Below are 17,666 nucleotides of genomic sequence, written 5' to 3'. Positions count from 1 at the left end.
TAACTGGTCTAATATGTTACGCTTTGTTACTACATTATTCTTACTGTGGCGTCGTTATTTTTGCTGAAGTTACGTTTGATTTTAAGTAGTGGTGACTTTTTATTGGCCAGTCGGGGGCGACACTTATGAATGCAATTGAACGCTATTTTGGGATCAATGGTGAGAATACCACGATCAAAACAGAAATCATCGCTGGTATAACCACGTTTTTGACGATGGCATATATCATCTTTGTGAACCCAAATGTTTTAGCTGATGCGGGGATGGATAAAGGAGCAGTATTTGTAGCGACTTGTGTGGCTGCAGCGATAGGTTGTTTTATCATGGGTATATATGCCCGACTACCAGTAGCGTTAGCACCAGGAATGGGGCTCAACGCTTTTTTCACCTATGGGGTTGTGCTAGGCATGGGCTATGCATGGCAAACAGCGCTAGGTGCGGTGTTCTTGTCGGGTTGTATCTTTGTACTGTTAAGCTTATTCAAGATCCGTGAAGCAATTATTAATGCGATTCCAAACTCTCTCAAAAACGGCGTAGTCGCTGGTATTGGTGCATTCTTAGCTTTCATTGCTCTACAGAGCGCTGGCATTATTGTCAATCATGATGCAACCTTAGTTGGTCTTGGTGACATGACGTCATTTGGACCTGTTATGGCCTCATTGGGTTTTGTGGTTATTATCGGCTTATCTTATAAGAAAGTACCAGGCGCGGTTACCATCGGTATTTTATTGGTTGCTCTGATTAGCTTACTAATGGGCTATACACAGTTCACGGGTATTATCTCTACGCCACCTTCAGTCGCACCAACGCTCATGCAGCTTGATATTGCAGGTGCGTTCGATGTGGGTATGATCAGCGTGATCTTTGCCTTCTTGTTTGTCGATTTATTTGATACTGCTGGTACTTTGATTGCAACCACTAGCCAAGCCAAGCTGACCGACAAAGACGGTAACATTCCTAATATGGGCAAAGCACTATTGGCTGATTCGTCAGCGACAGTAGCAGGCTCTTTGCTGGGTACGTCATCGACGACCAGTTATATTGAGAGTATCTCTGGTATCGCCTCAGGTGGCCGTACGGGCTTAATGGCAGTGACTGTTGGTGTGCTATTTTTATTCAGTATCTTCTTCTCGCCACTAGCAGGTATGATTCCAGCGTATGCAACGGCTGGTGCAATCTTCTATGTTGCTGTACTGATGATGGGCACTCTAAAAGACATCAACTGGAGCGATTTAACAGAAGCGGCGCCTGTAGTCGTCGTGTTGTTATTCACACCGCTGACATATTCTATCGCTGATGGTATTGCACTAGGTTTCATTACATTTGCTGCGGTAAAAGCTATCGCAGGCAAGTTCTCTGATATCAGTATCGCGGTATGGATTTTGACTATTATACTACTGGTTAAGATTGTATTCTTGTAAGGTATAACCAGAGATTAGCTAGTATCTAAAAAGCAAACCCTCTTTATCATTGAATGATAAAGAGGGTTTTTCTTTGTCAGGGGTATAAGTTTACAGGCTTAAATCTACCCCTATATTTTGGGCTTTTTTGCTAGCTTTTGACATGCCAAAAAACAGGCAATAGTAAACAGAAATATATAACCAAAGCGTCATAGTCAATAAATTGCTTGTAAGCTATTGTTATTTATGTATATATTAATTTATGAAATTAAGAAAAATTCGTTAGTTTGAAATTTTTTTTCATGATATTATAGCCGAGTTAAGCGCATCACCTCAATCAACGCCGTAGAGGTTTTTCTTACAGTGAATTAGCACATAAAGATGACAGATTTAGGTTGTTTCAAGCGATATCTGGTCATCACACTCCTTTCACTACTAACAAGAAGAAGGCACTAATGCCGCTTAATTTTTCGTTGTTGCCTTTGTATTGTTAACGTAGCCCGTTTAACAGTCGAACGACCTACTTAACCGTCTCCAGCATGTGCTGGATTTTCTAGTTTTGTGATGGCGCCGTTTGGTCTTTTGATTATTGCTGTGAATATCCGTCAATAACCTCTATTTTTTGATAGCGGTTACGAGCAGTTATACAGGACGATCAGACTTCCTAAAGCACCATTTATTATGGTTTTTAAACGATAGTTATGGAGTTGTTATGAACCCAGTAGACCAGTTTACCCCGCAAGAGCCGATTTTGTTCAATCCTGTTGATTTGCTGTCGCCAGAGTATCTTGCGCAGTCAGCAGCAGAGCTACATAAGCGTGTTTCGCCATTATATAGCGTTGATGAAGAACGTTGGTTGTCTGATTTATTGCCACTTGCCAAGCCTAGTATAGAAGAGCGCGATGCTGCTGCTGAGCAGACACGCAAACTGGTTGAGCATGTGCGTAACGATGGCAAAGCCGTCAAGATGGTTGACTCATTATTGCTTGAGTATAGCCTTGATACCCAAGAAGGTATCTTGCTCATGAGTTTGGCAGAAGCATTGATTCGTGTACCAGATAATTATACGGCTGATGCGCTGATTCATGACAAAATGAGTGTTGCTGATTGGAAAAAGCACATCAAAAACGACAATGGCTTTATGGTCAATGCTTCTACATGGGGCATGATGATGACAGGCCGTGTTGTCAGTATCGATAGCAGCACCACTGCATCAGGTTTCTTGGATCGCATGACCAAAAAGATGGGGGAGCCTGTCATTCGTAGTGCCATGCAAAAAGCCATGCGTATCATGGGTCACCAGTTTGTATTGGGTGAGACTATCGAAGACGCCAACAAAAACAGCCAACCATATCGTAATAGAGGCTATACCTATTCGTTTGATATGTTGGGTGAAGCGGCGATCACGCACAAAGACGCTGAAAAATATTTCAATGACTACCTGCATGCGATCAGAGCAACGGCTAATGTTAAAGTCAAAGAAGGCATGCCTAAGCCGTCTGTATCTATTAAATTATCAGCACTGCATCCTCGCTATGAAGCCACGCAAGAAGCTCAAGTTATGGGGCTATTGCGTCAGCGTTGCCTATTGCTTATTGAAGCTGCGCGCGAAGTCAATGTCGATATCAGTATCGATGCTGAAGAAGCAGATCGCCTTGAGATTTCTCTAAAACTGTTTGAGTCTTTGTACCGTGATAATTTGACGGCTGGCTGGGATGGTTTGGGTATCGTCGTACAAGGGTACTCTAAGCGTGCCATCGCTGTATTGGCTTGGCTTGCTCGTATATCGACTGAAGTAGGCGACCGCATTCCAGTACGTCTGGTAAAAGGTGCTTACTGGGATACTGAGATCAAACTTGCTCAGCAAAAAGGTCTATCAGGCTATCCAGTATGGACACGCAAAGAAGGTACGGATACCGCATACCTAGCTTGCGCGCGTTTCTTATTGTCAGAGCAACTACGTGGTCTTATCTGGCCACAGTTTGCCACGCATAATGCCCATACATTGTCGTCAATCATGACCATGAGTGCGCACAGAGACTTTGAGTTCCAACGTCTGCACGGTATGGGTGATGCGCTTTATGATCATATCTTGCAAGCTTACGAGATCCCTGTACGTATCTATGCACCAGTGGGCGCGCATAAAGACTTGCTCCCATACTTGGTACGCCGTTTGCTTGAGAACGGGGCTAACAGCTCGTTTGTCCATCAGTTGCTAGACAAGTCTTATCCAATTGAAAAGCTAACCGTACATCCGTACGACAAGCTACTTGCTAATGCCACTTTGCACAATCCAGATATTCCATTACCACTAGAGATTTATGGTGAGCGACGTGCAAGCTTTGGCCCTAATATATTTGTTGAGTCACAATGGCTGCCGTTCAAATCAGCTATTGATAGTCATCTAAATAACAAATGGTCAGCGACACCTATCATTAATGGTGAAGCGATCAATGAGTATGAAGTAGATGGTGCCACCCATCAGCTGAATGCACAGACTGTACTTGCGCCTTGGAACCATGATGTAAGCGCTGGTGAAGTCAAATACGCCAATGCAGCATTGGCTCGTCAAGCGATTGACGTTGCTGTCGCTGGACAAAGCATGTGGCAAAACGTGAAAGTCACTGAGCGTGCTGCTATCTTGCGTAAGATTGGTGAGCTATTTGAAGAAAACTATGCTGAGCTGATGGCATTATGCCAAGTCGAAGCAGGCAAGACCATGCAAGACAGCATCGATGAGATCAAAGAAGCCGTTGATTTCTGCCGTTTTTATGCGGATGAAGCAGAGCGATTAGACGACGTTGTACATGAGTTTACCGATTTGTCTGGTAAGCAATCTCGTCAAGTGTATAAACCGCGTGGCACCTTTGTTTGTATTAGCCCATGGAACTTCCCATTGGCAATCTATACAGGTCAAATCGTAGCGGCACTAGCAGCAGGTAATACTGTCGTGGCTAAACCTGCCGAACAAACCAGCTTAATTGCTCATTTTGGTGCACAGTTGATGTATCAAGCGGGCGTACCAGCCGAAGCGCTACAGTTAGTTACTGGTGCAGGTGATGTGGGCGGCGCATTGACAGCTGCTGACAATATATCAGGGGTGATATTTACAGGTTCGACGCAAACTGCCCAGCGTATCAACCAAAGCTTGAATGATCATGCACAAGCCAGCGGTGAGCTGCCTGTCTTTATTGCTGAGACTGGTGGTCAGAATGCTATGATTGTTGATTCAACAGCATTGCCAGAGCAAGTCGTGAGAGATGCGGTGCTATCAGCATTTGGTTCAGCGGGTCAGCGTTGTTCAGCTTGCCGCATACTATGCGTGCAAGAAGAGATGGCTGATGACTTGATCGAGCTACTACAAGGCAATATGGCTGAGCTGTCTGTAGGCAATCCTTTGTATGCTGCGACAGATGTAGGTCCAGTTATTGATGCTGACGCTAAGCATGGTTTGGAGGCGCATATTGCGCGTATGGATGCTGAACCGACAGCGAATATTTTGGCGCAAACGCCAATGAGCTCAAGCTCAGTGGTCAGCCAGGAAAAATCTACCTTTGTACTGCCAACCGCAATCGAAGTCAAAAGCATTGACGTCATCGGCGGTGAGCACTTTGGTCCCATCCTGCATGTGCTGCGTTATCAAGCGCGTGATTTGAATAAGCTGATTGATGCCATCAACAACACAGGGTTTGGTCTGACTTTGGGTATCCATAGCCGTATCGAAAACACGGTTGAGCACATTGAGCGTCGTGCTTTTGTAGGGAACACCTATATTAACCGTAACCAAATCGGCGCAGTTGTAAACGTCCAGCCATTTGGTGGTTGTGGTTTATCTGGTACTGGTCCAAAGGCTGGCGGGCCGCACTATGTTGCGCGTCTGATGCAGCTCAAATCAGAGTCAGTTAATGCATCACAGTCAGCTGCTGACGTGACAGCAACAACCACCCAATCTACCATTCAAACAGAACTCGCATAAGGAGTAGCAACATGGCGACTGAATTCAAAAAAAATCATGCCCAGGTTTGTGAATCTTGGCGACTACTTGGCGCAGTCAATCGCGCAACGTACCTGCAAGCGGCAGTGTCAAAACTGGCGCTGCTCACTGGTGATGCTAATAAAGCAAAGCGTTTGTTCAACCATCTATTGAGTGCGGCTCCTAGTCTAGATGAGACGCATCGCATGACGGGTGCAACTGGCGAGTCAAACGACTTGTATGTGACTGGCCGTGGTAAAACCATGGTCATCGGCGGTGAGTCTGCTAGAGCCATGGCCGTACTAGGACAACTTATCGCTGCGCTATTGACAGGTAATGAAGTCATACTACATTGCCCAAGCCAAGATGACATGTGTAGCGAAGCGGCCAAGATACTACATGATACTGGTATCAGCGAAGATGTACTGAGCGTTGCTAACGACTCACAAACGGTCACGCTTTTATATATCGACCGTCTTGCGCAAGTGGCAGTGTCTGGTAGTCATAGCGAAGTACAGGCGATCAGTCAAGAGCTTGCCAATACTGACGGTATTTTGACCCAAGTCATTAGTGTCACTGATATGGAAGGCCTATCAGAGATGCTGACGCCTGATTATTTGCATCGGTTTGTCACTGAGCGTGTTAAGACTATCAATACCACAGCAATCGGTGGTAACGCGAGCTTGCTTGAGCTGGGTACAGAGTAGAGTAGTTGCATTAATTACGAATCCGCTTAGCTTTTATAGTAACTATTCATAATAGCAACTCATAATAGTAACTTTCACAAAGGCTAAGTGGTATTTGGTAGCGCTATAAGTACCAAACCAGTAATTGCAAAAAATGTATAAGAAAAAACCGCTATCTGAGTAATTATCAGATAGCGGTTTTTTGCGTTATTTAACTGAAATTTTATTACTGAGTATTATTCAGCAATATCCACCCATACCCAGCCGTTCTCTAGCCATTCGCTCAAATCATCTGCATCGATACTCGTCACGTCGCTATGTTGCAGTGTTTCACCATTGGCCAAGCGTACCAGTACTGATATTGCCACTTCATCAAGCCCATCGATACGTTGACCGTTGGCGTACAGCACGGTGCTATCATTGGTCTGACTATAGAGAAGGCGATTGCTATAGTCTGCTTGTAATGTGGCACCTTCTGATAGCGCTTGCATGAGCTCATCGATATCTAACGTTTCTTCTGGCATCAGCGCATCATATTGACGCTTACTGACCACCTCCGAGACTGCTTGACGAATCATGTCGTCACCGCGACTAGATTGTAGCATCTCTAGCAACTGCGCTTTGATAGCAGCGATACTATCCGTTTGCAGCTCACCTGAGTTCTGTAGTGCTTGTGGCAGTAGCATCGGGACAAACAAGCTGCTGTCATTGGTCGCAATATCTGCCACGCTATCGATAATTTGCATCAGGTTTGGACGGCGGCACCCAAAAGAAAAAGTCAGACAATCGTCTTGTGCCACACCGAAATGTGATAATTTAGGTGGTACATAAAGCACGTCACCTGCTTCTAGTACCTCATCAAAGATAATCTCGCCCATATCATCAAATAATCGCAAAGGCTCATCAGCAACAAACGCTGTTTGCTCATCACAGAACTTACCCAATTGCCAACGTCTAGAGCCATAGCCTTGCGCCAAAAACACATCATAGTCGTCATAATGCTTACCGACCGACCCACCTTGTGGAGCATAAGACACCATAATATCATCCCGCTGCCATTGCGGAATAAAGTCAAACGCTTGCCACAACTGACCCAGCTCTGGTGACCATTGCTCGAGATTTTGTACCAATACCGTCCATTGCTCTGGTAAGTCTTCGAAGTCAGTTTCGGTTAGTGGACTTTTTTTGAGCTGCCACTGCGCTTGACCTTCTTTTTTACTGGCTGCTTGAGTTAGTAGGCGTGCGCTAGCGTCTTCTTCAAGGGCAAGACCGATCATGTCATCGGGCTCAAACATGTCAATCAGTTGCGACAACCCTTGCTTAATAAGCAGTGGCTTTTTTTGCCAGTATTCTGCTAGAAACTGCTCAGGCGTGATGGTGTCAGGTAGACAAAGCGGAATAGAAGTCATTGATAAATCCATATTTTAAATACGTACAATATTAATAATAAGGGACGCTTTATAGGAAGGTTTTAATAGTCTATGATTATGGTCTATCTGATGGTTATCATCAGAGTAGCCACTAAATCGTAGGAAAGTTATGAAAAAATTGCACTTGATCGCAATCATCGCTAGCGTGTTTTTGCTACAAGCCTGTGTCCACAAAATCGTCACGGTGCCCGCTAAAGTTGCTTACAAAACCACTAAAGGCGTGGTAAAAGGAACGGTAGCGGTTGGCAAAGCCATCATACCAGGCGACAGTGATGACGATGATGACAAAAAATAAAACCTCACTTATCAACTATGAATTTTAAATGAATATCATAGCATTCAAAGTAAGGCTGTTGTGTGGTCACAAAACCAGTAAGACATTAGCTGAACCAGACAGTAATATTATTGAAATAAGAGCGCGTAAATTATTTTACACGCTCTTATTTTTTGGTATCCGCTTACTGCTATTAAAGCTTGGCAATCCATTCTTTAATAGTGCGCGCTTGTTCAGCGGCATTACCGATATAAGTGGCTGGCGTCAATGCGCGTAGACTTGCTTTGTCAGCATCACTAACTGCCGATAGCTCATCACTCTCGACAAACGTTAGCATGGCTTCACGAGTCATAGCATTACCACGAGTTAAAGCTTTTAGCTTCTCGTATGGGTTTTCAACGCGGTAGCGACGCATGACCGTTTGAATCGGCTCTGCCAACACTTCTTGCGCTTGATTCAAATCATCATTCAAACGCTGTGCATTTAGCTCAAGTTTACCCACGCCTTTTAGGCACGCATCAAATGCAATCATGCTTTGTGCTAGGCCAACACCGATGTTACGCAATACCGTTGAGTCCGATAGGTCGCGCTGCATACGTGAAATTGGTAGCTTCTCACCTAAGTGTCCCAACATAGCATTGGCAACGCCCAAGTTACCTTCAGAGTTTTCAAAGTCAATTGGGTTAACCTTGTGAGGCATGGTAGAAGACCCAACTTCACCATCTTTTAGGCGTTGTTTAAAATAGCCTAAGCTGATGTACTGCCAGATATCGCGGTTAAAGTCGATCAAGATTGTGTTGAAGCGTTTAACAGCATCAAACAGCTCAGCAATATAGTCATGTGGCTCAATCTGAGTCGTGTAAGGGTTGAATGTCAGCTCTAGACGCTGATTGATAAAGGCTTCAGCATGGCTCTGCCAGTCAACATCAGGATACGCTGAAAAATGCGCATTATAGTTACCAACGGCACCGTTTATTTTACCAAGTAGCTCTACTTGACCGATTTGCTTGATTTGACGAGCAAGGCGATAGGCCACGTTTGCCATCTCTTTACCAAGCGTCGTTGGGCTGGCGGTCTGACCATGTGTGCGTGATAGCATTGGTTGGGCAGCATGCGCAATCGCTAAGTCAACGATACTGTCAGTCACTTGCTGCATTTTGGCAACGACGAGCTCGCGGCTGTCTTTGAGCATCAATGCGTATGATAAGTTATTAATATCTTCACTGGTACAAGCAAAGTGAATGAATTCAAGCGAGTCAATTAAGGCATCCTGACCACGGAATTTGTCTTTGATAAAGTACTCAACCGCTTTTACATCGTGATTGGTCGTTGCTTCGATGTCTTTAATCGCTTGAGCATCGGCTTCGCTAAAGTCATCAACAATCGCATTCAAAAAAGCATTGGTCTGTTCATCAAATGCTGCTAATTCACCAATTGCGCTGTTGTCAGCCAATGACTGCAACCAGCGAATCTCTACCGTAACGCGGGCTTTGATTAGACCAAATTCAGATAAATAAGGACGTAAGCTATCAGCCTTTGATGCGTAACGACCATCAATTGGAGAGAGAGCGGTAAGTGGGGTCATGGTTATGCCTCAGTAGTTATGAAATAAAAAACTGCAAGAGTCTGGCTAAAAATTACCATACAAAAAACGACATCGAAATCGCTGCGCGTAATATAGCAGAAATATGTTATTAAAAAAGCGGTCTATGCAAATAAAGCGATGTTGAGGCTCGTTAAAATCAATCTATTCACTGCATCAACATCTGTACCTTAAGTTGGGTCTTAGGAAGCAATTAGAATCCACAAGGTGCATCGATAGATTCAATCACGCCGCCGCCCAGACATACGTCATCGATATAAAATACCGCTGACTGACCAGGAGTGACGGCGCGCTGTGGCTCATCAAATACCACACGCACTTCGCTGCCATCAGCATTGATCGCAAATACGCGACATGCTTGGTCTGGCTGGCGATAGCGAGACTTTTCCATACAGGCTAGCCCTTCGTCACTAAACACATCAGCAGGCGGCAGACCATTCGTCCAATCGAGCTTACAAGCTCTTAGCTCGTTGCTCATTAACATGGGATGTTCATGCCCTTGACCAACGATTAAACGGTTTTTTTCTAAGTCTTTTGCCAATACAAACCAAGGCTCCTCAGGACGGTCTTTAACACCGCCAATACCGATGCCGCCGCGTTGACCCAGTGTGTAATACATGAGGCCGTCATGAGTACCGATGACTTTATTGTCATCAGTAAGTATCTCGCCTTTTTGAGCAGGCAGATATTGCTGTAAGAAGTCTTTAAAGCGGCGCTCACCAATAAAGCAAATACCTGTAGAGTCTTTTTTCTTAGCCGTCGCTAGGTCATGCTCTTCGGCAATTTGACGTACCACTGGCTTTTCAAGCTCACCAACTGGGAATAGCGTTTTAGCGATTTTATCGCCGCCAACCGCATGTAAGAAATAGCTTTGGTCTTTATTGTTATCAAGGCCGCGCAATAACTGGGCAACCTCGTCACCCTCGGCATTTTTGTAATTCACACTGCGGCGCGTATAGTGACCTGTAGCGATATAATCTGCACCAAGGGTCAACGCGTAGTCCAAAAACGCCTTAAACTTGATTTCCTTGTTGCACAAGATATCGGGGTTAGGGGTGCGTCCAGCCTTGTATTCTGCCAAAAAATGCTCAAAAACACGGTCCCAATATTCCATAGCAAAGTTGGCAGTGTGTAGCTTCATACCGATTTTGTCACATACGGCTTGCGCGTCTGCTAGGTCGTCCATTGCCGTACAGTATTCAGTACCATCGTCTTCTTCCCAGTTTTTCATAAACAAGCCTTCAACCTTGAAACCCGCTTGTTGAAGTAATACGGCTGACACAGAGGAGTCGACTCCACCTGACATACCAACAATCACATGTTTGGTGCTAGGGTTTTCGACGTCGGCAAGTGTCAACGGGCGGTGAGCATTAAAAGACTCAGAAACGACTGCGTTTGAGGTGTTTTTTGTGGCTGACATAGAACGGCTCAACTATTTATACGTTATCCAAAGTAAATGCCGACGCCAAGAGTTATACAATTACTATAACGTATAGTCTCAGCATAACAGTGTCAGCTTGTCTTTTGGATCTGGTATTATGATAAAATAAACGTCATATTATACCAGTTAATTTAAACTGGTGGCGACCGATGCTATCTAGCTATTGGGAAAACCACTTTGAAAATTCAGATAGTCATTTTGAATTATTTTAATCACGTCTAACTCATCTTGGAATGAAAATGATAAAAATCGGTCAAGGTATTGATGTTCACGCGTTTCATAACAACGGTCAGCAGCAGCAATACGTCGTATTGGCAGGGGTGCCCATTGAGCATTCGCACAGTTTGCTGGCACACTCTGACGGCGACGTGGTTTTGCATGCCTTGGCTGACGCACTACTTGGCGCTTTAGCACTTGGTGATATTGGTCAGCATTTCCCTGATACAGACGCCGCCCATGCAGGCCTAGACTCGCGTATATTGCTACGCTACGTTTATGGCAAAGTACAAGAGGCAGGTTATAGCCTAGGCAATGCCGATATCACGGTGATGTGTGAACGGCCTAAACTGGCACCGCACAACCAAGCGATGCGCGCTAATATTGCGAGCGACTTGCAAACAGATATTAGCAATATCAGTGTGAAAGCCACTACGACGGAAAAATTGGGCTTTACTGGTCGACAAGAAGGCATCATGGCCAACGCCGTGGTATTATTGATGCCTAATGCGGTTGGTCCATAATGCTATCGACTCTAGGAGCTGTTGAATCTAGAGCTTTTAGATTTAGTAAACAACAACTGGCTAAAACAATATGAAAGGGCGCTTGTAATATACAAGCAGTCACCCCATGTATCAGCCATATCTTCACATAATTATTTTTATATAAATAATCATTTTAATAAACCGCTTTATCAATAGGAGCTTTTATGAGTGAGCAAACCCCAAATACTGCTGCAAACGACGTTGAACAATTGATCCGTGATCAAATCCGTGACAATAAAGTCATTATCTACATGAAAGGCACGCCGCAATTTCCGCAGTGTGGTTTTTCTGCACGCTCTATTGAAGTGTTGACTCAGATTGGTCGTCCATTTGCATTTGTAAACATTTTAGAAAACCCAGAAATCCGCGCAACACTCCCGAAAGTTGCTAACTGGCCAACGTTCCCACAGTTATGGATCGATGGTGAGTTGATGGGCGGATCTGACATTATTTTGCAAATGTATCAATCAGGTGAGCTAAAGCCATTGGTTGAAGCAAACAGCCCTGCTGCTTAATACTTGAGAGTGTTGGTTGGATGTCTTTGATGTCCAATTAGCCTTTGCAAGATATGAGCATAGCAAACCCAGATAGCTATTAATGGCTATTTGGGTTTTTTATTGTCCCCATTAGTATTCTCACGCGCCTATATCATTAGGCTTCGTTGTTTTTATAGTATTTACCCCCATATAGTGTCCAAGATATCAGCGATATAAATAATAATTACTAGATGAGTAAGAGAGCTTTATGAATAACAAAACCAGTGAACAGTTAAACGAGCAAAAAGAAGCGGCTGAGCAAGCAGCGATTGAAAAGCGTCGTGAGCGTCTAAAAAACGAATCTACGCGTATCATCGAGATTGCTAGTAATGAGTCAAACTCAGCACTCAAGTGTATTCACCAGTTGAGTGTGGCAGGCGGTGCGACAGAAGCGACCTATATCGCTATCGAGCAGCGCGTCGTTGCAGACCAAGATACGGCAGGTGCTTATCATTTGGCATTATTGGCACAAAATACCCCTGATCTACCTATTGATGCGCGCCAGCTAATCGAGTTGGTGGTCAACAAGGGTGACAACGACCAACGCTTAGCATTGCTTAAAAATTTACCATTACCACCAGTCGAGCTCATCAAAGAGCAGATCTTAGCGAGTGATGACGGTGATGCCATTGGTCAAATGAATGCCTATTTACAGATCAATCCAGAAGGGTATGGCAGTCACCATATGCTGTCTAGTGGTCAGTCAGATCAAATAGTACCGCTGAGCCGTGGTAACGGTAATGGCTAAGATATCATCATAAACTAAAAAGCTAACCGCTAAAGTGATGGTGGCTGCACCAGTAATGACGGTGTTACTGTCAACATCGTCATTACTGGTATAAATATCTTTGCGCTTAATTATAATAGTTTTTGTCCTAGCGTTTTTTAAGCGTCAAAAAATTGTTATAATGACAGGTTATCTAACCAATTATGAACGACTTATCTGAGTCGTTATCTTTTTTATAAATACGACTGACGTTTATTTGCCGACTACCATGTTATTCAATGAAATGTGGTACCAAGCAGCGTTATGAGTCAAGTGAGGCAAACATGCAATACCCAAAACATTACGACGTGATAGTGATCGGCGGTGGTCATGCTGGCACAGAAGCTGCTTTGGCGGCTGCACGTATGGGCGCACAGACCTTATTGTTGACGCATAATATTGAGACGCTCGGGCAGATGAGTTGTAATCCTGCGATTGGCGGTATTGGTAAATCGCATCTGGTGCGTGAGATTGATGCGTTGGGCGGTGCAATGGCGCTGGCAACGGACAAAGCAGGTATCCAGTTCCGCGTACTAAACAGCCGTAAAGGGGCTGCCGTTCGTGCCACGCGTGCGCAAGCAGACCGTATTTTGTACAAAGCGGCTATTCGTCACACACTAGAGAATCAACCAAACCTAGACTTATTTCAACAAGCCGCTGACGATATCTTGGTAGAGAATGGCCGTGCGACAGCGGTTGTGACCTCTACAGGTATTGTCTTTAAGACTGAAACAGTGGTGCTGACCTCAGGGACTTTCTTGGGCGGCGTCATTCATATTGGTATGGAAAACTCAAAGGGTGGCCGTGCAGGGGATCAGCCGTCTATCAAACTTGCAGATCGTTTGCGTGAGCTTAAACTACCAGTAGGTCGTTTAAAAACAGGCACACCAGCGCGTATCGATGCCCGTAGCGTTGATTTTAGCGTGATGACGGTACAGCCGGGTGATACGCCACTACCAGTCATGAGCTATATGGGTGACGTCTCTATGCATCCTGAACAGGTCAATTGCTATATCACCCATACCAACGCGCGTACTCATGACATCATCCGTGAGAACCTTGACCGCTCACCGATGTTCTCTGGAAAAATCGAAGGCGTAGGCCCGCGTTATTGCCCATCTATCGAAGATAAAATCCATCGTTTTGCGGACAAAGACAGCCATCAGATCTTTATCGAGCCTGAAGGTCTCACCACGCATGAGCTATATCCAAATGGTATTTCGACCAGTTTGCCGTTTGATGTGCAACTGAAATTTATTCATAGTATGAAAGGACTAGAAAACGCTCATATCACGCGTCCAGGCTATGCAATTGAATATGATTACTTTGATCCGCAGAACTTAAAACCAACGCTTGAGACCAAATCGATTGATCGTTTGTACTTTGCTGGTCAAATTAATGGTACGACGGGCTATGAAGAAGCAGGCGTACAGGGTCTACTAGCAGGTACTAATGCAGCATTGGTCACCACTAATAACAGCGAGTTTGACACCTGGACACCGCGCCGTGATGAGGCTTATCTTGGTGTGCTTGTCGATGACTTGATTACGCACGGTACGACCGAGCCATATCGTATGTTTACGAGCCGTGCAGAGTATCGTCTATTGCTACGTGAAGACAATGCCGATCAGCGTTTAACTGAGACAGGTCGTAAGCTAGGACTGGTAGATGATGTGCGCTGGCAGGCCTATCAAGAGAAAATTGAAGCCATTTCGACAGAAACCTCGCGTCTAAAAGACATGTGGGCAACGCCTAGTAATGCATTAGGTAAGCAAGTGACTGAGCAAACAGGTGAGGTGCTGTCTAAAGAATCGACAGCCTTTGATTTGCTGAAGCGTCCGCAGATTCACTTTGCGGATATCGCTGCTATTACTGATTCAACAGTAGATGCACAAGTGGGCGAGCAGATCGAGATTTCTGTGAAATACGCAGGCTATATCGACCGTCAGCAGGAAGACATCGATCAAATGAAGCGACTAGAAAACACAGCGCTACCGCTAGATTTTGATTATAGCGTCGTCTCAGGTCTATCAAACGAGATCGTACAGAAACTCACGCAAGTGCGTCCTGCAACGCTTGCTCAGGCTGGGCGAGTCAGTGGTGTGACACCTGCTGCTATACAGCTATTAGCGATGACGGTCAAAAAACATAAGAAAGCAAAGGCTGCATTGGACTCATAATAGGTATGTAATAAAGCCTTTTATAATAAAGCACTTATCGTATAAGAAGCCTGTAACGGCACTTCGTTACAGGCTTTTGTTTGTCAAGATATACATCGTTCTGACAAGAAAGAAGTATGTGAGCTTGTTTTATTGGCTACTTTATCTCTATACTAGGTCATCGAAACTAGGTTACCAATGTCACCAAATCTCATTACTATTTATTAATTTATATCGCTGATGCCTATATGATGTCGGGCTTGTCAGCGAACTGAGCTTATTTATGATCGATGCTGTTATTTTTGCGATTACCATTGTCTTTCCCAACCTTGCACTGATGTGGTTGGGTTTTTTTATGCAAAGGCGAGGTGAGACCAGCCAAACTTTTATCGATCAAGCATCAAGTTTTGTCTTTAACTACTGCTTGCCGTGCTTGTTGTTCTTTAGCGTGGTCGATAGTGATGTCGACTATGGTCAGCAAATTAAGCTAATCTTCGTTGGTATCTTGGTAACCTTTGTTTTGTTTATTGGCGCAGAGCTTTATGCCAAGCGGTTTGTCAAACGTCCTGAAGATCAAGGCGTGTTCGTACAGGGTATTTTCCGTAGTAATATGGCAATTATTGGTCTTGCAACGGTTGCCAACGCTTATGGCGCGCAAGGTTTAAGTATCGGCGCTGTCTATATGGGCGTGGTGACGATACTGTTCAATATTTTAGCGGTCATTACCTTGAGCCGGGTCTCCAAAAGCGCAGATGATACCTTGATCAGTCGTAGTATTATGATCATCAAAAAAGTATTCACTAATCCGCTTATTTTGGCATTGTTATCAGCATTTGCATATAAGGCACTGCCATTGCCACCACTAACAGGCGTGATACATAAGACTGGTGACTTATTGGCAGCGGTCGCATTACCCTTAGCATTGATTTGTGCTGGTGCGAGCATTGATTTGAAATCAATGCTGAGTGCGTCAGGATTGTCCATGCAGGCTAGTATTGGACGCATTGTTGTTGCACCATTGGTAGCTGTCGCGATTGGAATGGCATTTGGCTTGTCAGGTGTGCACATGGGCGTGTTATTCCTGATGGTAGCGTCACCAACAGCAGCAGCCAGTTATGTGATGGCAAAAGCGATGGGTGGCAATGACATACTGGCGGCAAATATTTTAGCGTTTACTACGGTCGTTGGCATGTTCGGAATGGCGTTTGGGGCGGCAGCGCTGCGTGCGCTTGGCTTGATGTAGTATTTATTTTATTACGGACATCGGTTACATTCAAATTAACAGCATTACTGAGTGTTGACATATCTTTGAGCCAAAAAAAGCCCTTTTTCTTATTTGAGAAAGGGCTTTTCGTTATCGATTTAAATTGTCTCGATTGCGCTTATCTTCTCGGCGCTGTTTGCGTTTAGGGCTAGTACGATAGGTAAGGTATGCAAAAATAGCCAGTACTGCAAGGAGCGCCACGATATACATAAATATTGATGAGCCAATCATCAATGACGCGCCAATAATGGGAGTTGCTTCCATGTCAAAGATCCAGTTTTAGGTTTACTAATAATTATGCAAGTCTCTCATTTCATTGTAAAGTAAATAAGTTTAGCTCCGGTGTAAGTTCAAGTGAACGGATACGGGCGGCTTGGTCATAGATATTGGCAGTCACAATCAGCTCATCTGGCTGGTATCTTGCCAAAAACGCAGACAATTTAGGTTTAACGGTCTCAACAGAGCCAACGAAAGACACTGATAGGGCATTGTCTACCATCATTTTTTCTGCTTGACTCCAGATACTGTCCATATCGTAAGTAGGTTTTGGCATCTGACCGGTCTCGCCGCGGCGCAACCGCACAAAGCTCTGCTGTGCTGAAGTAAAATGATACTCGGCAGTTTCATCATCATCAGCGAGTAATAAGTTCGCAGCCAGCATCACATAAGGTTTGTCCAAATATGCAGATGGTTTGAACTGTTCACGATAGGCATCGATTGCTTGCCCAAGCATCTGCGGTGCAAAGTGCGAGGCAAACACGTAAGGCAGTCCTAAATGGGCGGCCAAAGTAGCGCCAAAAAGAGAAGAGCCCAATATCCAAATAGGAATGCCTGATTTTGCACCAGGGAATGCCTGTACAGGGCTACCGTCAGTATCATTGCCCAAAAAGTACATCAGCTCTTGCACATCCTGCGGAAAACGCTCAGCGTCTTTCATTTGTCGGCGAAGCGCCTGAAACGTCGCCCCGTCAGTACCAGGCGCGCGTCCCAGACCTAAGTCAACACGGTCACCGTAGAGCGCCTGCAAGGTACCAAACTGCTCAGCGATCACGAGGGGCGCATGATTAGGTAACATGACGCCGCCTGCGCCAATACGGATACGCTTGGTTTGACTGCCAATATGTGACAGTAGCACTGAGGTTGCTGCACTAGCGATACCTGGCATATTGTGATGCTCTGCCATCCAATAACGATTCAAGCCAGATTTTTCTGCTTGCTGTGCGGTTTCGACCGTTTGGGCGATACCTTCAGCGATAGTATGGTCTTCAGGTACGGGTGCTAAATCTAAAAAAGATAAAGGGATGTTGTTATTCATAAATTATCCAGTAGTGTGTAAATTACTGTCTACCGATATGCTCATGATTGGTGATAGT

Annotated in this window: 14 protein-coding genes; 9 read left to right on the top strand and 5 right to left on the bottom strand. The window is 44.7% G+C overall.

Features of this window, described 5'->3' with window-relative positions:
* The first annotated feature begins 125 nt into the window (after positions 1-125).
* The 3 genes from ACTXGL_RS00575 (at position 126) to ACTXGL_RS00565 (ending at position 6,080) form a co-directional block, all read left to right on the top strand.
* Positions 126-1,421 (top strand): NCS2 family permease, encoded by a 1,296-nt coding sequence (locus ACTXGL_RS00575; protein ID WP_443524136.1) that lies wholly within the window; start codon positions 126-128, stop codon positions 1,419-1,421.
* Between the two features lie 691 nt (positions 1,422-2,112).
* Positions 2,113-5,376, top strand: a complete 3,264-nt coding sequence (putA, locus tag ACTXGL_RS00570) for a bifunctional proline dehydrogenase/L-glutamate gamma-semialdehyde dehydrogenase PutA (RefSeq protein WP_443524135.1) — start codon at positions 2,113-2,115, stop codon at positions 5,374-5,376.
* An 11-nt stretch (positions 5,377-5,387) separates the two neighbouring features.
* Positions 5,388-6,080 (top strand): 1-pyrroline-5-carboxylate dehydrogenase, encoded by a 693-nt coding sequence (locus ACTXGL_RS00565; RefSeq protein WP_319050327.1) that lies wholly within the window; start codon positions 5,388-5,390, stop codon positions 6,078-6,080.
* Positions 6,081-6,295: 215 nt separating this feature from the next.
* Here ACTXGL_RS00565 and ACTXGL_RS00560 read toward each other — a convergent pair whose 3' ends face one another.
* Entirely contained in the window at positions 6,296-7,468 is a 1,173-nt protein-coding gene (locus ACTXGL_RS00560) for a JmjC domain-containing protein (protein WP_443524133.1), read from the bottom strand.
* A 130-nt stretch (positions 7,469-7,598) separates the two neighbouring features.
* Here ACTXGL_RS00560 and ACTXGL_RS00555 point away from each other — a divergent pair, with 130 nt between their 5' ends.
* Positions 7,599-7,784 (top strand): NF038104 family lipoprotein, encoded by a 186-nt coding sequence (locus ACTXGL_RS00555; RefSeq protein ID WP_201571421.1) that lies wholly within the window; start codon positions 7,599-7,601, stop codon positions 7,782-7,784.
* Between the two features lie 172 nt (positions 7,785-7,956).
* On the opposite strand, the gene purB is transcribed toward ACTXGL_RS00555, so the two are convergent.
* On the bottom strand, positions 7,957-9,348 hold the full coding sequence (purB, locus tag ACTXGL_RS00550; protein ID WP_443524130.1) for an adenylosuccinate lyase: 1,392 nt from the start codon (positions 9,346-9,348) through the stop codon (positions 7,957-7,959).
* A 211-nt stretch (positions 9,349-9,559) separates the two neighbouring features.
* Positions 9,560-10,672 (bottom strand): tRNA 2-thiouridine(34) synthase MnmA, encoded by a 1,113-nt coding sequence (gene mnmA, locus ACTXGL_RS00545; protein WP_443524824.1) that lies wholly within the window; start codon positions 10,670-10,672, stop codon positions 9,560-9,562.
* Positions 10,673-11,040: 368 nt separating this feature from the next.
* Between mnmA and ispF the strand changes: the two genes are divergently transcribed.
* The 5 genes from ispF (at position 11,041) to ACTXGL_RS00520 (ending at position 16,272) form a co-directional block, all read left to right on the top strand.
* Positions 11,041-11,547: a 2-C-methyl-D-erythritol 2,4-cyclodiphosphate synthase gene (ispF, locus tag ACTXGL_RS00540; RefSeq protein ID WP_443524128.1), complete on the top strand. Its 507-nt coding sequence runs from the start codon at positions 11,041-11,043 to the stop codon at positions 11,545-11,547.
* Positions 11,548-11,732: 185 nt separating this feature from the next.
* On the top strand, positions 11,733-12,083 hold the full coding sequence (grxD, locus tag ACTXGL_RS00535) for a Grx4 family monothiol glutaredoxin (protein WP_193012410.1): 351 nt from the start codon (positions 11,733-11,735) through the stop codon (positions 12,081-12,083).
* A gap of 229 nt (positions 12,084-12,312) precedes the next feature.
* Positions 12,313-12,852 (top strand): hypothetical protein, encoded by a 540-nt coding sequence (locus ACTXGL_RS00530; RefSeq protein ID WP_443524126.1) that lies wholly within the window; start codon positions 12,313-12,315, stop codon positions 12,850-12,852.
* Positions 12,853-13,154: 302 nt separating this feature from the next.
* Entirely contained in the window at positions 13,155-15,050 is a 1,896-nt protein-coding gene (mnmG, locus tag ACTXGL_RS00525) for a tRNA uridine-5-carboxymethylaminomethyl(34) synthesis enzyme MnmG (RefSeq protein ID WP_443524124.1), read from the top strand.
* A 262-nt stretch (positions 15,051-15,312) separates the two neighbouring features.
* Positions 15,313-16,272 carry an AEC family transporter gene (locus tag ACTXGL_RS00520; RefSeq protein WP_443524122.1) on the top strand — a complete coding sequence of 320 codons (960 nt, stop codon included), beginning with the start codon at positions 15,313-15,315 and terminating at the stop codon, positions 16,270-16,272.
* Between the two features lie 111 nt (positions 16,273-16,383).
* On the opposite strand, the gene ACTXGL_RS00515 is transcribed toward ACTXGL_RS00520, so the two are convergent.
* Together ACTXGL_RS00515 and ACTXGL_RS00510 are read right to left on the bottom strand one after the other, a co-directional pair.
* Positions 16,384-16,557 carry a hypothetical protein gene (locus tag ACTXGL_RS00515; RefSeq protein WP_319050336.1) on the bottom strand — a complete coding sequence of 58 codons (174 nt, stop codon included), beginning with the start codon at positions 16,555-16,557 and terminating at the stop codon, positions 16,384-16,386.
* Positions 16,558-16,606: 49 nt separating this feature from the next.
* A complete protein-coding gene (locus tag ACTXGL_RS00510) occupies positions 16,607-17,608 on the bottom strand; it encodes an LLM class flavin-dependent oxidoreductase (RefSeq protein ID WP_443524120.1) in 1,002 nt (333 codons plus the stop codon).
* Between the last annotated feature and the right edge of the window lie 58 nt (positions 17,609-17,666).

This window comes from Psychrobacter sp. T6-6, assembly GCF_052258185.1.
In the GTDB taxonomy this organism is placed as follows: Bacteria; Pseudomonadota; Gammaproteobacteria; order Pseudomonadales; family Moraxellaceae; genus Psychrobacter.
The sequence above is the reverse complement of the archived record's forward strand: the minus strand, read 5'-3'. Positions and strand labels throughout refer to the sequence as shown.